Origin of the sequence: Cellulomonas sp. NPDC057328 (genome assembly GCF_042667215.1) — a bacterium.
In the GTDB taxonomy this organism is placed as follows: Bacteria; Actinomycetota; Actinomycetes; order Actinomycetales; family Cellulomonadaceae; genus Cellulomonas.
Window position 1 is genome coordinate 1 of sequence record NZ_JBHUZW010000096.1, and the last position, 14,719, is coordinate 14,719.

14 protein-coding genes and 1 pseudogene are annotated in these 14,719 nt (G+C 77.1%); 6 read left to right on the plus strand and 9 right to left on the minus strand.

The window, feature by feature from the left end:
- Nucleotides 1–56 precede the first annotated feature (56 nt).
- The 7 genes from pheT to infC form a co-directional block, all read right to left on the minus strand.
- Complete coding sequence (pheT, locus tag ACFUMH_RS14810; protein ID WP_378207058.1) at nt 57–2,666, minus strand: phenylalanine--tRNA ligase subunit beta; 2,610 nt, start codon at nt 2,664–2,666, stop codon at nt 57–59.
- A 1-nt stretch (nt 2,667) separates the two neighbouring features.
- Entirely contained in the window at nt 2,668–3,735 is a 1,068-nt protein-coding gene (pheS, locus tag ACFUMH_RS14815) for a phenylalanine--tRNA ligase subunit alpha (protein WP_378207061.1), read from the minus strand.
- Nucleotides 3,736–4,075: 340 nt separating this feature from the next.
- A complete protein-coding gene (thpR, locus tag ACFUMH_RS14820; protein ID WP_378207064.1) occupies nt 4,076–4,717 on the minus strand; it encodes an RNA 2',3'-cyclic phosphodiesterase in 642 nt (213 codons plus the stop codon).
- Nucleotides 4,718–4,773: 56 nt separating this feature from the next.
- A complete protein-coding gene (locus tag ACFUMH_RS14825; RefSeq protein WP_378207067.1) occupies nt 4,774–5,613 on the minus strand; it encodes a TrmH family RNA methyltransferase in 840 nt (279 codons plus the stop codon).
- A 145-nt stretch (nt 5,614–5,758) separates the two neighbouring features.
- Complete coding sequence (gene rplT, locus ACFUMH_RS14830; protein WP_136520305.1) at nt 5,759–6,142, minus strand: 50S ribosomal protein L20; 384 nt, start codon at nt 6,140–6,142, stop codon at nt 5,759–5,761.
- A gap of 66 nt (nt 6,143–6,208) precedes the next feature.
- Nucleotides 6,209–6,403, minus strand: coding sequence for a 50S ribosomal protein L35 (rpmI, locus tag ACFUMH_RS14835; RefSeq protein WP_046528208.1), 195 nt, complete (start codon nt 6,401–6,403; stop codon nt 6,209–6,211).
- Between the two features lie 84 nt (nt 6,404–6,487).
- Nucleotides 6,488–7,612: a translation initiation factor IF-3 gene (gene infC / locus ACFUMH_RS14840; protein WP_378207071.1), complete on the minus strand. Its 1,125-nt coding sequence runs from the start codon at nt 7,610–7,612 to the stop codon at nt 6,488–6,490.
- Between the two features lie 383 nt (nt 7,613–7,995).
- Between infC and ACFUMH_RS14845 the strand changes: the two genes are divergently transcribed.
- The 3 genes from ACFUMH_RS14845 (at nt 7,996) to ACFUMH_RS14855 (ending at nt 10,518) form a co-directional block, all read left to right on the plus strand.
- Nucleotides 7,996–8,409 carry a Fur family transcriptional regulator gene (locus tag ACFUMH_RS14845; protein ID WP_378207074.1) on the plus strand — a complete coding sequence of 138 codons (414 nt, stop codon included), beginning with the start codon at nt 7,996–7,998 and terminating at the stop codon, nt 8,407–8,409.
- An 86-nt stretch (nt 8,410–8,495) separates the two neighbouring features.
- Nucleotides 8,496–10,001 carry a catalase gene (locus tag ACFUMH_RS14850; RefSeq protein WP_378207078.1) on the plus strand — a complete coding sequence of 502 codons (1,506 nt, stop codon included), beginning with the start codon at nt 8,496–8,498 and terminating at the stop codon, nt 9,999–10,001.
- A 145-nt stretch (nt 10,002–10,146) separates the two neighbouring features.
- On the plus strand, nt 10,147–10,518 hold the full coding sequence (locus ACFUMH_RS14855) for a DUF1844 domain-containing protein (protein WP_378207081.1): 372 nt from the start codon (nt 10,147–10,149) through the stop codon (nt 10,516–10,518).
- A gap of 108 nt (nt 10,519–10,626) precedes the next feature.
- Here ACFUMH_RS14855 and ACFUMH_RS14860 read toward each other — a convergent pair.
- A pseudogene (locus tag ACFUMH_RS14860) lies at nt 10,627–11,649 on the minus strand (MFS transporter); the annotation flags it as partial.
- A 272-nt stretch (nt 11,650–11,921) separates the two neighbouring features.
- Here ACFUMH_RS14860 and ACFUMH_RS14865 point away from each other — a divergent pair.
- From ACFUMH_RS14865 to ACFUMH_RS14875, 3 genes are read left to right on the plus strand one after another with little or no spacing between them, the layout of a single operon-like run.
- Complete coding sequence (locus ACFUMH_RS14865) at nt 11,922–12,701, plus strand: hypothetical protein (RefSeq protein ID WP_378207084.1); 780 nt, start codon at nt 11,922–11,924, stop codon at nt 12,699–12,701.
- Nucleotides 12,702–12,757: 56 nt separating this feature from the next.
- Complete coding sequence (locus tag ACFUMH_RS14870) at nt 12,758–13,480, plus strand: S1C family serine protease (protein ID WP_378207093.1); 723 nt, start codon at nt 12,758–12,760, stop codon at nt 13,478–13,480.
- Between the two features lie 36 nt (nt 13,481–13,516).
- Nucleotides 13,517–13,882, plus strand: a complete 366-nt coding sequence (locus tag ACFUMH_RS14875; protein WP_378207087.1) for a spore germination protein GerW family protein — start codon at nt 13,517–13,519, stop codon at nt 13,880–13,882.
- Between the two features lie 29 nt (nt 13,883–13,911).
- Here the strand turns inward: ACFUMH_RS14875 and ACFUMH_RS14880 are convergent, their stop codons facing one another.
- On the minus strand, nt 13,912–14,643 hold the full coding sequence (locus ACFUMH_RS14880) for an SseB family protein (protein ID WP_378207090.1): 732 nt from the start codon (nt 14,641–14,643) through the stop codon (nt 13,912–13,914).
- Nucleotides 14,644–14,719 lie beyond the last annotated feature (76 nt).

Here is a 14,719-nt window from a genome sequence, read left to right on the forward strand (position 1 = left end):
GATCGCTCCCCGGCCGCCGCCGTCGTCCGTCGCGGGCGCTGCTCGCGCCCCGTCCGTCAGGCCCGGAGCTGCGCCCCCACGCGCGCGTGCGCCTCCGCGACGACGGCCTCACGCACGGCCGCCGTCTCGTCGGCCGTGAGCGTGCGGTCCGCCGCGCGCAGCCGCAGCGCGAACGCGAGCGACTTCCTCTCCGCGCCCACCTGGTCGCCCGTGTAGACGTCGAACAGCCGCACGTCCTCCAGCACGTCGCCCGCCGGGCTCTGCGCGGCGCCGGCCCGCACGGCCGCGAGCACGTCCGCGGCCGGCACGGACGCGTCCACGACGAGCGCCACGTCCTCCTTCGCCACCGGGAACGTGGAGACCGGCGTCGCCTCCACCGGCTCGGACGGCGAGGCGGCCAGCAGCGCGTCGAGGTCCAGCTCGAACGCCACCGTGCGCGCCGGCAAATCGAGCGCCGCGACGACCTGCGGGTGCAGCTCGCCCGCGTGGCCGACCGGCACACCGGACGCCGTCGTGAGACGCGCGCACCGGCCGGGGTGGAACGGCGCCCGGTCGGCCTCCGCGGCCGCGAGGAGCTCCACGCCCACGACCTCGGCCACGCGCCGCGCGAGCGCGACCGCGTCGGTGTGGTCGGCCCGGCGACCGGTCCCCCACCACCCGGCCGGCTCGACGTGCCCGGCGAGCACGCCCGCGACGTGCAGCGGCTGCGGCGGCACGGCCGCCTCGATCGCCGCCAGCTCGGCGTCCGACGGCCGCACGCCGCCCGGCAGGCGCGGCGCGACGCCGGACCCCGCGACGGGCAGCGTCACGAGCCCGGCCTCGAACACCGCGAGGTCGGTCGTGCCGCGGCTGACGTTGCGCCGCGCGGTGTCGAGCAGCGTCACCAGCAGGTCGGTGCGCATCAGCGGCTCGGAGTCGGCCAGCGGGTTGACGAGCCGCACGGCCCGCCGGCGCTCGTCGTCGGCCGGCAGGCCGAGCGCGTCGACCTGGGCCGCCCCGACGAACGGGTAGCTGAGCACCTCGACGAGACCGGCTGCGGCGAGCGCGTCCGCGACGGCCCGGCGCACCCGCTGCCCGCGCGTGAGCCCGCGGCCCGTGGGCGCCGGCGGCACGACGGAGGGGATCGCGTCGTAGCCGCGCAGGCGCGCGACCTCCTCGACCAGGTCGACGCCCGACTGCAGGTCGGGCCGCCACGTCGGCACGTGGACCGTCCACGAGACGCGGGTCCCGTCCTCGCCGGACAGGTCGCCGGCGGGCACCTCGACCGCGCACCCGATCGCCTCGAGCGTCGTGCGCACCTCGTCGGCCGTGTACGGCACGCCGACGAGCCGCGCCGGGTGCGTCGGGTCGAACGCGACCGGCGCCGGCGGCGTGGTGGTGTCGACGTCCGTCAGCGCGTCCTCCACCGTCCCGCCGCCGTACTGCACGAGCAGCGCGGCGGCACGGGCGGCGGCGACGCGCGGCAGCCGCGGGTCGACGCCCCGCTCGAACCGCTTGGACGCCTCGGACGACAGGCGGTGCCGCCGCGACGAGCGCGCGACCGACACCGGGTCGAAGTGCGCCGCCTCGAGCAGCAGGTCGGTGGTGCCCTCGCCGACCTCGGTCTCCGCACCGCCCATGACGCCGGCGATGCCGAGCACCCGCGCGCCGCGGCCCCCGGCCGAGTCGGTGACGAGCAGGTCCTCGGGGTCGAGCGTGCGGTCGGTGCCGTCGAGCGTGGTGAGGCGCTCGCCGGGCTCGGCGCGCCGCACGACGACGGGCGCGGTGAGCGTCGCGAGGTCGTAGGCGTGCATCGGCTGGCCGAGGTCGAGCATCACGTAGTTCGTCACGTCGACCGCGAGGCTGATCGGGCGCATGCCCGCCCGCGTGAGGCGCTGCTGCATCCACGCCGGCGACGGGCCGTGCGCGGCGACGCCCCGCACGACCTGCGCGACGAAGCGGTCCGCGCCCGGCACGCCGTGCACGGGGCGCGCGTCGTCGACCTCCACCGCGAACCCGGCGGGGCGCGGCGCGTCCTCGTCGCCCACGGGCAGGCCGGGGTCGGTGAAGGCGGCACCCGTCGCGTGCCCGTACTCGCGCGCGACGCCACGCATCGAGAAGCAGTAGCCCCGGTCCGGGGTCACGTTGATCTCGAGGACCTCCTCGCCGAGGCCGAGCAGCGCGAGCGCGTCCGCACCGGGCGCGGTCACGTCCGCGCCGTAGCCCAGGCGCTCGAGCACGATGATGCCCTCGTGGTCCTCGCCGAGGCCCAGCTCGCGCGCCGAGCAGATCATGCCGTCGGACACGTGCCCGTACGTCTTGCGCGCGGAGATGGGGAACGGCCCGGGCAGCACGGCGCCGGGCAGCGCGACGACGACGCGGTCGCCCGCGGCGAAGTTGTGCGCGCCGCACACGATGCCGCGCGGCACCGTCGGGTTCCCCGCGTCGTCGAGCGCGTTGTGCGCGCCGACGTCGACGTGGCACCAGTTGATCGTCTTGCCGTTCTTCTGCGGCTCCGGCGTCAGGTCGACGACCTGCCCCACCACGACGGGCCCGGTGACGCCCGACGTGTGGACCGCCTCCTCCTCGAGCCCGACGCGCACGAGGTCGGCGGCGAGCTGCTCGGCGGTGAGCCCGGCGGGCAGGGCGACGTGCTCGCCCAGCCAGCCCAGCGGGATGCGCGGCATGTCAGATCACCGCCCGGAACTGCGTGGAGAAGCGGACGTCGCCCTCGACCATGTCGCGCATGTCCGCGATGCCGTGGCGCAGCATGAGCGTGCGCTCGATGCCCATGCCGAACGCGAACCCGGAGTAGCGCTCCGGGTCGACGCCGCAGGCGCGCAGCACGTTCGGGTTGACCATCCCGCACCCTCCCCACTCGATCCAGCCGGGTCCGCCCCTCTTCTGGGGGAACCACAGGTCCATCTCCGCGCTCGGCTCCGTGAACGGGAAGAACGACGGCCGCAGGCGCGTGCGCGCCTCCGGGCCGAACATCGCCCGCGCGAAGTGGTCGAGCGTGCCCTTGAGGTGCGCCATCGTCAGGCCCTCGTCGATCGCGAGGCCCTCGACCTGGTGGAACACCGGCGTGTGCGTCGCGTCGAGCGCGTCCGTGCGGAACACCTTGCCCGGGCACGCGATGTACACGGGCACGCCCCGCTCGAGCAGCGTGCGCGCCTGCACGGGCGACGTGTGGGTGCGCAGCACGAGCCCCGACGCGTCCGCCGGGACCTCGGGGTCCTGCGGCGCGACGAAGAACGTGTCCTGCATCTGCCGCGCGGGGTGGTCGACACCGAAGTTGAGCGCGTCGAAGTTGAACCACTCGGCCTCGAGCTCCGGCCCCTCGGCGATCTCCCAGCCCATGGCGACGAAGACGTCGGCGATGCGCTCGGACAGCGTCGTCAGCGGGTGGCGCGCACCCGCGGGCCGACGGTCGGCCGTCAGCGTGACGTCGACCGCCTCCTCGACGAGGACGCGGGCGTCGCGCTCCGCCTCCAGCTCGGCCGTGCGGGCGGTGACCGCGGCGTTGACGCGGCCGCGCGCCTGACCGAGCAGCTTGCCGGCGGTCGCCTTGTCGGCACCGGGCAGGCCGCCGATCGCGCGGTTCGCGCGCGCGAGCGCGCTCTGCTCGCCCGTGTGGGCGAGCCGCGCGGCCTTGAGCGCGTCGAGGTCGCCGGCGGCGGCGACGTCGGCGAGCGCGGCGTCGACCGCGGCGGCGACGCCGTCGGCGTCCAGCGGGGACAGGGGTGTGTCGGTCATCAGGACCTTCCAGGACGGTTCCGGGCGGCCTCCACCCGCGCGGGGCGAGGGGGCCGGCGGTCGCACCGGGCCGCTGCGGGCACGGGACGACCGGTCGGGCAGTCTAGTGGCGCCCGTCCCGGGGCCGGGGGCGGCGTCCGCGCGTCAGCGCCTCGACGACCGCCGTGGGCGCGGCGTCAGCCGCGCGGCCCGGGGACGGGCCCGGGAAATCGACGACCACGCGGGACCGCCGGGCGGGCGGCGGCACGCGTGCGGGTCGAGGACATGTCGCCATGGTGCCACGCCGGGGCCGCGCGCCGTGGGCTCATTCGACGGCGGCTCCCGACGCCGTCGGCGCGGGTCACCCGCCGAGGGCGTGCTCGCGGACCGTCGTGTACAGCGGACCGCCGCCGCGCCCCTCGCCCGGACGCGACTCGACGAGCGTGATCGCGTGCACCCACCACGCCGGACCGTCGTACACGGCGAGCGCCTGCGCGACCACGTCGACCGGGTCCTGCGGGAGCGCGTCGGGTGCCCGCTCACCCGGCCCGCGGGCGCCGCGCACCTGCCCGCGCCGACGCGGCGGGCGCGACCCCGGCCGCGCGCGGCCGACGGTCAGGTGCGGCCGGTTGCGCGCCCGCTCGTCCGGCCGGGCGCCGACCGCGTCCCCGACGGCACGCGCCCCCGCCGCGAGCCGGTTCATCGCCTCGACGTCGCCGCCGACGCCGACCCACAGGGTCCGGTGCGAGAACACCCCGGCGCCGCGCAGCGCCAGCTCGAACGGCGCCGTGCCCGCCGCCAGGTCGTCCAGGCCGGTCGCGAGGTCGTCGGCGAGCGCGTCGGGCACCGAGCCGTAGAAGGCGGCCGTGAGGTGCCAGGCGTCGCGGGCCGTCCAGCGCACCGCCTCGTCGCCGCCCGGGCCACGGGGTCGCACGGCGGCGAGTGCGAGGTCGAGGTGGTCGAGGACGTCGGTCGGGGGCCACACCGCGGCGAACAGACGCATGCGGCCAGCCTGCCAGGTCGGTCGGGACGCCCGCGTCCGGACGCCCGACGAGGACGTCAGCGCTGGGCCCGGGCCGACGCGAACAGGCACACGGCCGCGGCCGTCGCCAGGTTGAGCGACTCGGCACGGCCCCGGATCGGCACGCGCACGACGGCGTCGGCGAGCGCCCGGTCCTCGTCGCTCATCCCCCACGCCTCGTTGCCGAACACCCACGCCGTCGGCGCGGCCAGGTCCGGCACGCCGGCGGGTGCGCGACCGGCGACGTCGAGCAGGCCGTCGAGATCGTGCTCGCCGCGGCCGTCGGCGGCCAGGACGGCGAGCCCGGCCGCACGCAGGTCCGCGACCACGTCCGCGAGCTCGCCCCCGGTCGCGACGGGCAGGTGGAACAGCGAGCCGGCGGTGGAGCGGACGACCTTCGGGTTGTGCAGGTCGACGCTGGCGCCGGTGAGCACGACGCCGTCGGCGCCGGCGGCGTCGGCGGCGCGGACGACCGTGCCGGCGTTCCCCGGGTCGCGCACCTGGGCGAGCACGGCGACGAGCCGCGGCCCGCGCGCGAGGACGTCCGCGCGCGTCGGGACGACGGCCTCCACGACGGCGACGAGCTGCTGCGCGTCCGGGCTCATGGCGTCGAGGACCTCGGCCGTGCCGGCGCGCACGCGGACGCCGGCGCCGCGGGCGGCGTCCACGACGTCGGCGTACCGGGCGCCGGCGTCGGGACCGACGTACAGCTCGCGGACCCGAGCGGGCACCTCGGCGACGGCCTCGCGCACCGACTGCGGCCCCTCGACCAGGAACGCGCCGGCCCGGCGCCGCACCGAGCGCTGCGCGAGCGCGCGGACCTGCTTGACGCGCTCGGCGCGCGGGTTGGTCATGGTCTCGTCGGACATCGTGACCATTGTGGTGCCTCGCCGCGTGCGGCCGGGACGCACGGCCCGGGACGCGCACGGCCGCCGCCGACCCGCCCACCGTGTGCACGCCGGGGAGACAGCACCGCCCCCGGCGCCACGAGGGCGACGGGGGCGGTGCGAGCAGTGCGACGGCTCAGGCGGCGGCCGGCGCGTTGACGTCCTCGGGGAGGGCGTCCTTGGCGACCTGCACCAGGGCGGCGAAGGCGGCGGCGTCGTTCACGGCCAGGTCGGCCAGGACGCGACGGTCGACCTCGACACCCGCGGCCTTGAGGCCCTGGATGAGGCGGTTGTAGGTCAGGCCGTTCTCGCGCGACGCCGCGTTGATGCGCTGGATCCACAGCTTGCGGAAGTCGCCCTTGCGCGCCTTGCGGTCGCGGTAGGCGTAGACGAGGGAGTGGGTGACCTGCTCCTTCGCCTTGCGGTACAGGCGCGACCGCTGACCGCGGTAGCCGCTGGCCTTCTCGAGGGTCGAGCGGCGCTTCTTCTGGGCGTTGACCGCCCGCTTCACGCGTGCCACGTGATGCTCCTTGCTTGGGGTCCGGGGCCGGACGCTCCCCGCGGCGCCTCGTGGGCGCCGCCGGGGTCAGCGGCCGAGCAGCTTCTTGATCTTCGGGGTGTCGGCGGGCGAGACGACGACGTCACCGGCGATGCGGCGGGTGCGACGGCTCGACTTGTGCTCCAGCAGGTGACGGCCGCCGGCCTGCTCGCGCATGACCTTGCCGGTGCCGGTGACCCGGAACCGCTTCTTGGCACCGGAGTGCGTCTTGTTCTTCGGCATGGCTGCCGTCTCTCCTTGTCGTTCGCATCGCACGGTCGTGCGACTCGGGGTCAGCGGGCGTCCTGGCGGACGCGCCGGGGTGGGTCAGCTCGCGTCGTCACCCGACGCCGCACCGCGCGGACCGGGCCGCGGGGCCGGCTTGGGTGCCGCACCCGGGCGCGGGCCCGGACGGGCACCGGTCGGTGCGGGCGCCGACGGCCGCGGGGCTGCCGGACGCGGTGCCGGCGGACGCGGGGTCGACTCGGGTGCCGGACGCGCGGCCGGGCTCGGCGCCGCGGTCCGCGGGGCGGCGGCCGGGCGGGCTGCCGGCGCGGGACGCGACGGGGCGGACGACGCCGGGCGCGAGGCGGGTGCCGGACGCGAGGGCGCGGACGGAGCCGTCCGCGCGGGCGCCGACGGGGCGGTGCGGGCCGGGGCCGCGGCACGGGCCGGGGCGGGACGCTCGGGCGCCGGGGCGGCGGCGGGTGCCGCCGGGGCCGTCGTGACCTCGGGCGCCGGCGCGGCCGGGGCGGGGGTCGCCTCGTCCGTCGTGACGTCCTCGGCCTCGTCGACCTCGTCGACCGGCTCGGGACGGGCGGGCCGCTCGTCGCGCGGCTGGGAGGCGGCCGCGCGCCGCTGCTCCTTCACCTGGTCGGCCTTCTTCTTGGTCGGGCCCAGCACCATGATCATGTTGCGGCCGTCCTGCTTCGGCATGCTCTCGATGAAGCCGAGCTCGGCGACGTCGGCCGCCAGCCGCTGCAGCAGGCGCACGCCCATCTCCGGGCGCGACTGCTCGCGGCCGCGGAACATGATCATGACCTTGACCTTGTCGCCGGCCGCGAGGAACCGCTCGACGTGGCCCTTCTTCGTCCCGTAGTCGTGCGGGTCGATCTTGAGCCGGAAGCGGATCTCCTTGAGGACGGTGTTGGCCTGGTTCCGCCGGGCCTCGCGCGCCTTCATGTCGGCCTCGTACTTGAACTTGCCGAAGTCCATGATCTTGCACACGGGCGGCCGAGCGGTCGGGGCGACCTCGACCAGGTCGAGGTCGGCGTCCTGGGCCAGACGCAGCGCGTCCTCCACGCGCACGATGCCGACCTGCTCGCCGTTGGGTCCGACGAGTCGGACCTCGGCGACGCGGATCCGATCGTTGATGCGGGGCTCGCTGATGTGGTGCTCCTCGGGTTCGTCGTGGTGGACCCCAGGAACGAGGAAGGCCCCCGCCCTGGGCACAGGGGGAGGCCTCGTCCGGACGGTGGCGCGCGCGGCGCGACCACCGATCAGGCCGACGGGGCTCCCGTCGACCTGAGGACTGGACCCGGTCCCTGTCGTCGGCGAGGCCGAGCGGGCGGGACCCAGGTGGGAAGGACTCCACTTGTGCACCCGCTCCACCGCGTGCCCCCGACTCCGGCACGGACACCCGGGTGAGCGGGAGGCCGTGCGGCGGGACGAGGGCGCGCGACAGCGCGGGTCAGTCGGTAACCACTGTACCACCCGGATCCCGAGGCGCCAGGGGCACGCTCCCCCGTCTCCCCGTGCCGGCCGCGCCGCGCCCTGACGCACCTCACGGCGTGTCGTCACTTGAATGATTCCAGAGAACGTGATGACCTGGGCGCATGACCGACACGGACCTGCTGCGGGACCGGGGCCTGCGGGTGACCGCCCCCCGGCTCGCGGTCCTCGACGCGCTCGAGGGCCACGCGCACCTCGACGCCGACGAGGTCCTCGGCCGCGTCCGCACCACGCTGCCTGCGGTGTCGGTGCAGGCCGTGTACGACGTCCTGCACGCCCTGACCGGCGCCGGCATCCTGCGCCGCATCGAGCCCGCCGGGCACCCCGCCCGCTACGAGCGGCGCGTCGGCGACAACCACCACCACGTCGTGTGCCGCGCCTGCGGCGCCGTCGACGACGTCGACTGCGTCGTCGGCCACGCGCCGTGCCTCGTGCCGAGCTCGACGTCGGGCTTCGCGGTCGAGGCCGCCGAGGTCACGTTCTGGGGCCTGTGCCCCGCCTGCCGGCAGGCCGGCTGACGCCCCTGCCGCCCCCGTCCCCCGCCGCCCGCGCGCGGCGGGTCGCTGCACCCCGGGCTGCGCCCGGACCGAGGAGAGGAACCCGCTTGTCCCACGTGCCCCCCACCACGACCAACGCCGGCGCGCCCGTCGCGTCCGACGCGCACTCGCTCGCGGTCGGCGCCGACGGCCCGATCGTCCTGCACGACCACTACCTGGTCGAGAAGCTCGCGCACTTCAACCGCGAGCGCGTCCCCGAGCGCGTCGTGCACGCCAAGGGCGGCGGCGCCTTCGGCACGTTCACCGTCACCAACGACGTCTCGGCGTACACGCGTGCCGCGGTGTTCCAGCCCGGCGCGGCGACCGAGATGCTGGCGCGCTTCTCCTCCGTCGCGGGCGAGAACGGCTCCCCCGACACGTGGCGCGACCCGCGCGGGTTCGCGCTGAAGTTCTACACGTCCGAGGGCAACTACGACCTCGTCGGCAACAACACGCCCGTCTTCTTCATCCGCGACGGCATCAAGTTCCCGGACTTCATCCACTCGCAGAAGCGCCTGCCGGGCTCCAACCTGCGCGACAACGACATGCAGTGGGACTTCTGGACCCTGTCCCCCGAGTCGGCGCACCAGGTCACGTGGCTCATGGGCGACCGCGGCCTGCCGCGGTCGTGGCGGACGATGGACGGCTTCAGCTCGCACACCTACCAGTGGGTCAACGCCGCCGGTGAGCGCTTCTGGGTCAAGTACCACTTCCAGACGCAGCAGGGCATCGACAACCTGACGCCCGACGAGGCGGCGCAGCTCGCCGGCTCCGACGCGGACCACCACATCCGCGACCTGCACGAGCACATCCAGGACGGCGACTTCCCGCGCTGGACGCTGCGCGTCCAGGTCATGCCGTACGAGGACGCGAAGACGTACCGGTTCAACCCGTTCGACCTCACCAAGGTGTGGCCGCACGCGGACTACCCGCTGATCGAGGTCGGCGTGATGGAGCTCAACCGCAACCCGGAGAACTACTTCGCGCAGATCGAGCAGGCGACGTTCGCGCCGAGCAACTTCGTGCCCGGCATCGGCCCGAGCCCGGACAAGATGCTGCTCGCGCGGATCTTCTCCTACGCGGACGCCCACCGGTACCGCGTCGGCGTCAACCACGCGCAGCTGCCGGTGAACGCCCCGAAGTCGGAGGTGCACTCCTACTCCAAGGACGGCGCCGCGCGTGTGACCTTCCCGTCGGCGGACCGTCCCGTCTACGCGCCGAACTCGGTGGGCGGCCCCGCGGCCGACCCGGCCCGCGCGGCGGAGACCGGCGGCTGGGAGTCGGACGGCGAGATGGTGCGCGCCGCCGCGACGCTGCACCCGCAGGACGACGACTTCGGGCAGGCCGGCACGCTCTACCGCGAGGTCTTCGACGACGCGGCGCGCGCCCGCTTCCTCGAGACGATCACGGGGCACGTCGGCGCCGTGAAGAGCGACGACATCCGCGCCCGCGCGGTGCAGTACTGGACCAACGTGGACGCCGGCCTGGGCGCCGCGCTGCGCGAGGGGCTCGCCGCGCTCGGCGCGCCCGTCGAGGCGGGCGAGCCCGGCACGGCGGCGGTGCCCGTCGCCTGACGCGCACCACCCGGCCCGACGGCCCCGTCCCGCACGTGCGGGGCGGGGCCGTCGCCGTCCCGGCGGGGTCGGTGGAGCGGGAGGCGCGGCCGCGGCGGGCGTCGGCGCGGACGTCGGCCGCGGGCGCCGGTGAGAGGATCGGTGCATGACCGACCCCACCGCCGAGCAGGACCAGCGCGCCGCCGAGGCCGTGCGCGACATCGCGGACGTCGCCGCCGTCGAGGTCATCACGACGGCCGCCGTCCACCTCATGAGCGCCGCCGCCGTGAAGTGCGGCCTCGCCGAGGACGGCCCGGACGGGCCGGGGTCAGCGCACCGGGACCTCGACGAGGCCCGCAAGCTCATCACCGCGCTCGCCGCGCTCGTCACCGCCGCCGCCCCCGACATCGGCAACCAGCACGCCCGGTCCCTGCGCGACGGCCTGCGCTCCCTGCAGCTCGCCTTCCGCGAGGCCTCGCCCTTCCCCGACGCGCCCGGCGACGGCCCCGGCGAGAAGTTCACCGGCCCCGTCTCCTGACGCGGCGGCGGCCGCGACGCCGCCGAGGGGCGCTGCCCCGGGTGCGCCCGCGGCCGCCCGTCGGCGGCGCAGCACGCCCGTCACCGCGAGGCCGACCAGCGCCACCGCCCCGCCGACGCCCGCGGCGGTGAGGAAGCCCGCACCGGCGCCGGCGCGGTCGATCGTCCAGCCGCACAGGGGCGCGCCGAGCGCGTTGCCGACCGTCTGCATCGTGCCGCTCCAGCCCATGACCTCGCCCCGGCGGTGCTCCGGCACGAGGCGGACGAGCGTGGCGTTGATCGACGCGAGCGCCGGCGCGCACGGCAGCCCGGCGACGACGACCGCCACCGCGAGCGCCGCCTGCCCCTGCACGAGCGCCGCCGGCACGGTGGCGACCGCGAGCAGCGCGACGAGCACGAGGGGGGACGGCTGCCGCGGGCTCGCGCCGTGCAGCAGCCCGCCCACGACGGAGCCGCCGGCCCACAGCGCGACCATCCAGCCGACGTCCGCCGCGCGCCCGGTGTCGGTGAGCGCCGCGACGAGGGACACGTCGGTGCCGACGAGCACGAACGCGGCGGCGACGGCGGCCAGCAGCACGACGACGAGCCGTGGGGTGAGCAGGCGGCCGCCGGCCGGTGCGGGTTCCGGCGCGGTGCCCGGGGCGCTGCGCGTCGGCGGGTCGGCCCACAGCAGCAGGACGCCCGCGCCGACCGTCGCGACCCCCACGACCGAGAGGGCGAGCAGGCTCGACCCCTGCGTCACCAGCAGGGTGCCGACGACGGGGCCGAGCATGAACGTGAGCTCGGTGAGGACGGAGTCCAGGGCGAAGGCCGCCTTCTGCTGCGCGGGCGGCACGAGCACGGCCAGGGACTGGCGCACCACCGAGAACACGGGCACGAGGAACAGGCCGCCGACGAAGACGGCGCCGACGAGCGGTCCGTAGGTCAGGTGCGGCGCGAGGAGCCACACGGCGGACTCGACGAGCACCGACGGCAGCAGGGCCCGGCGCAGGCCGAGCCGGTCGACGAGCCGTCCGCGCCACGGCGCGCCCACGGCGACGCCCACCGTCATCGACGCCGCCACCACGCCGGCGCGCGCGTACCCCTCGTGGAGCGCCGTCACGACGTGCAGCGTCAGCACGACGCCGCTCATGGCGTGGGGCACGCGCGCGACCAGCGCGACGAGGAAGAGACGCAGCACGCCCGGCAGCCGCAGGACGTCGGAGTAGGAGGACCGCACGAGCGTCGATGGTCACACGCGCGGACCGCCCGGGCCGCATCGTTTCCCGTGCGTCGACGCACCGTCGGGCGACCGGTCGGGCGTACCGGACGGACCGCCCACGCGACCCCGTGCGGGCCGTCCGTCCGCGTGACGCACCGGTGCCGCACCCCGGGCGACGGCCGGTCCCCGCCTATCCTGGCGCGATGACCGGCCCGAGCGGACCCGCCCCCTCCCCCGGCCCCCGGCAGCCCCCGCAGGAGCCGGTGTGGTGGACGCCCTCGCCGCGCCCGGCGGCGTCCGGCCCGGGAGCCGGTGCGGCAGCCGGTGCGTCGCCGGGTGCGGCGGCCGGCAGCGCAGCCGGCGGGCCCGCGGGGACGCCCGGCGCGTGGGGCACGCCCCCGCGGACCGACGCGACGTCCGCCCCCACGCCGGCCACGGCGCCGCCCGTCGGCGGGTGGCCCGCGCCGCCGCCGCGCCGGCGCGCCGTCGTCGTGCTCGCGCTGGCGCTCGTCGGCGTGCTCGTCGCGGCCGGCCTCGTCGGAGCGCGGCTCTGGACGACGACGCGCGAGTGGGAGCGCGCCGCGGCCGACTGGGAGGCGCTCGCCCGGACGCACGGCGAGGAGCTCGCCCAGGCGACGGCGGAGCTCGAGGCGACCACCGGCGAGCTCGCGGCCACGCGCGACCAGCTCGCGACGGCGCAGACGCGCATCACCGAGCTCGCGGACGAGAAGGCGCAGCTCGGGGACACCACGGCCGCGCAGCAGCAGCTGGCCGACTACCAGGCGCGCGTCTCCGAGGCCGCGGGCACGGTCGCGACGGCGCTGGCCACGTGCATCGAGGGCCAGGAGTCGCTCATCGGCTACCTCGAGGACGTCTCGCGGTACGACCCCGCGGAGCTGGCGCGGTTCCGCGCCGACGTGGAGCGCGTCTGCGGGAACGCGAGCGACGCGAACGCCGCGCTGCAGCGGGAGCTGGCGCGGTGACCGCGCACGTCCGGCACCGGGCGGGCAGGCGTCCGCGCGGGGCACGGACCGCGCCGGTGCGGCCGGCGCTCGCCGTGGCCGTCGTGGCGTCGCTGCTCGCGGCGTGCGCCGCGCTGCCCGCGCCACCGCCGCCCGTGCCGACGAGCGTGGTGCCGAGCACGGCACCCGCACCGACGACGACGGAGGCCGGGTCGCAGCTGTCCCCCGACGGCTTCGACGCGGCGCAGCGCATGGCCGTGCGGATCCGGAACATCGGCTGCGGCGCCCTGTCCACGGGGTCCGGCTTCGCCATCGACGAGCACACGCTCGTGACGAACCGGCACGTCGTGGCCGACTCCGCCCAGCTCGAGCTCAGCACCTACGACGGGCGCGACGTCGCCGCGGAGGCCGCGAGCTCGGCGGCGCTCGCCGACCTGGCGGTGGTCCGCACGGTCGACGCGCTCCCGGCGGCACCGGTCCTCGCGGACGCGGACCCGGCGATCGGCGACGCCGTCACGGTCGTCGGCTACCCGCTCGGCCGCCGGCTCACCGTCACCGACGGCCGCATCATGGGCGCCGTCACCGACCCGTTGAACGCCAACCTGGGCGAGGTCCTCGTCACCGACGCACCCGTCGAGCCCGGCTCGTCGGGGTCGGCGGCCCTCGACGCGTCCGGGCGGGTCATCGGCGTGGTCTACGCCAAGAACGCGACCGGGATGAGCTTCGTCGTCCCCGTGAGCACGCTGCGCTCGCTCCTCGCGGACGCCGCCGCGTTCGCCCCCGCACCCACCTGCGGCTGACCGGCCGCACCGGAGCACGACGGCAGGGAGCCTCCCATGACCGAGCCCACGTTCGACCTGGCCGCCCTCACGCGGGCGGCCGCCGACAGCATCTCCGTCCGCCGGGCCTTCGGGGAGGCGTACGACCAGGACGGCGCGCTGGTGATCCCGGTGGCCCGGGTCTCCGGCGCCACGGGGGCCGGGGGTGGTGGCGGCGCCGACGCGCCCGGCGGCGCCCACGGCGACGGCGGCGGCGGGGGCTTCGCCACGCACGTGCGGCCGCTCGGCGTGGTCGTCGTCGACGCGCGCGGGACGCGGTGGGTGCCCACCGTGGACGTCGACCGCGCGATCCTCGGCGGGCAGCTCGCGCTCGCCGCGGTGGCGACCGTGTGGCTGCTCGCGCGGGCGCTGCGGCGGCGCTGAGCGGCGGCCACGACGGGCCGCCGGCCCGCTCAGCCGGCCGCGTGCAGCTTCAGCTCGAGCGAGTCCACGCGCGCGGCGACGACCGGGTCGGCGGCGAGCGCGGCGTTGACCTGCGTGAGCACGCGGTCGAGCGCGGTCCGGTCCAGGCCCGGGAGCAGCCCCAGCCGCACGGCGACCTCCGCGCGCGTGCCCGGGACGGCGTCGACCGTCCGCACGAGGCGCACCGTCGCGAGCGCGGCGGCGACGGCCGCGGCCACCTCGGCGTCGACGACGCCGCCGACGACCGCCGGGCGCCACGTCTCGCCGCGCGCGAGCGCCTCGACGGCGGTGCGGGGCAGCGCGACGGGGACCGGGCCGGCCGGGTCGACGACGACGACCTCCCAGCCCTCGGCGACCGCCGACAGCGCGGCCCGCGGCACGTCGCTCGGCACGGGCCGCGCGTCGGCACGCCAGCGCCGCAGGGCGTCGACGCCCGTGAACACCGGCAGCGCCGTGCGGCCGTCCGGCGTGCGGAGCGCGACGACGCCCGCGGACGCCTCCTTGTCGACCGTGTGCGCGTGACCGTCGTGCTCGACGACGTCCGCGACCTCGAGCTCGGCGAGCACGGGCACCAGCACGCGCGTCGGCGCGAGCGCGGCGACGACCTCGCCGAGGTCGGCGGTGCCGGCGGCGTGCCGGGCGAGCACCGCCGTCAGCGCGACGTCCGCGGAGCCGTCGGGGCCGGCGGACGGCGCCGCCCGCGGCCGGGCGCGCCCCGGCACCGCCCCCCCGCGCCCGCGCGCGCCAGCGGGCGCCGGGACCCCCCCGCGGACAACCCCGTGCCGCCCAAGGCGCCCG

Bases quoted from the DNA above. Each gene is read 5' to 3' on its own strand.
- ACFUMH_RS14855 (WP_378207081.1), top strand. From the start codon at position 10,147: ATGACCGACCCCACCGCCGAGCAGGACCAGCGCGCCGCCGAGGCCGTG.
- rpmI (WP_046528208.1), bottom strand. From the start codon at position 6,403: ATGCCGAAGAACAAGACGCACTCCGGTGCCAAGAAGCGGTTCCGGGTC.
- pheS (WP_378207061.1), bottom strand. From the start codon at position 3,735: ATGACCGACACACCCCTGTCCCCGCTGGACGCCGACGGCGTCGCCGCC.
- ACFUMH_RS14865 (WP_378207084.1), top strand. From the start codon at position 11,922: ATGACCGGCCCGAGCGGACCCGCCCCCTCCCCCGGCCCCCGGCAGCCC.
- pheT (WP_378207058.1), bottom strand. From the start codon at position 2,666: ATGCCGCGCATCCCGCTGGGCTGGCTGGGCGAGCACGTCGCCCTGCCC.
- ACFUMH_RS14875 (WP_378207087.1), top strand. From the start codon at position 13,517: ATGACCGAGCCCACGTTCGACCTGGCCGCCCTCACGCGGGCGGCCGCC.
- ACFUMH_RS14825 (WP_378207067.1), bottom strand. From the start codon at position 5,613: ATGGTCACGATGTCCGACGAGACCATGACCAACCCGCGCGCCGAGCGC.
- thpR (WP_378207064.1), bottom strand. From the start codon at position 4,717: ATGCGTCTGTTCGCCGCGGTGTGGCCCCCGACCGACGTCCTCGACCAC.
- ACFUMH_RS14845 (WP_378207074.1), top strand. From the start codon at position 7,996: ATGACCGACACGGACCTGCTGCGGGACCGGGGCCTGCGGGTGACCGCC.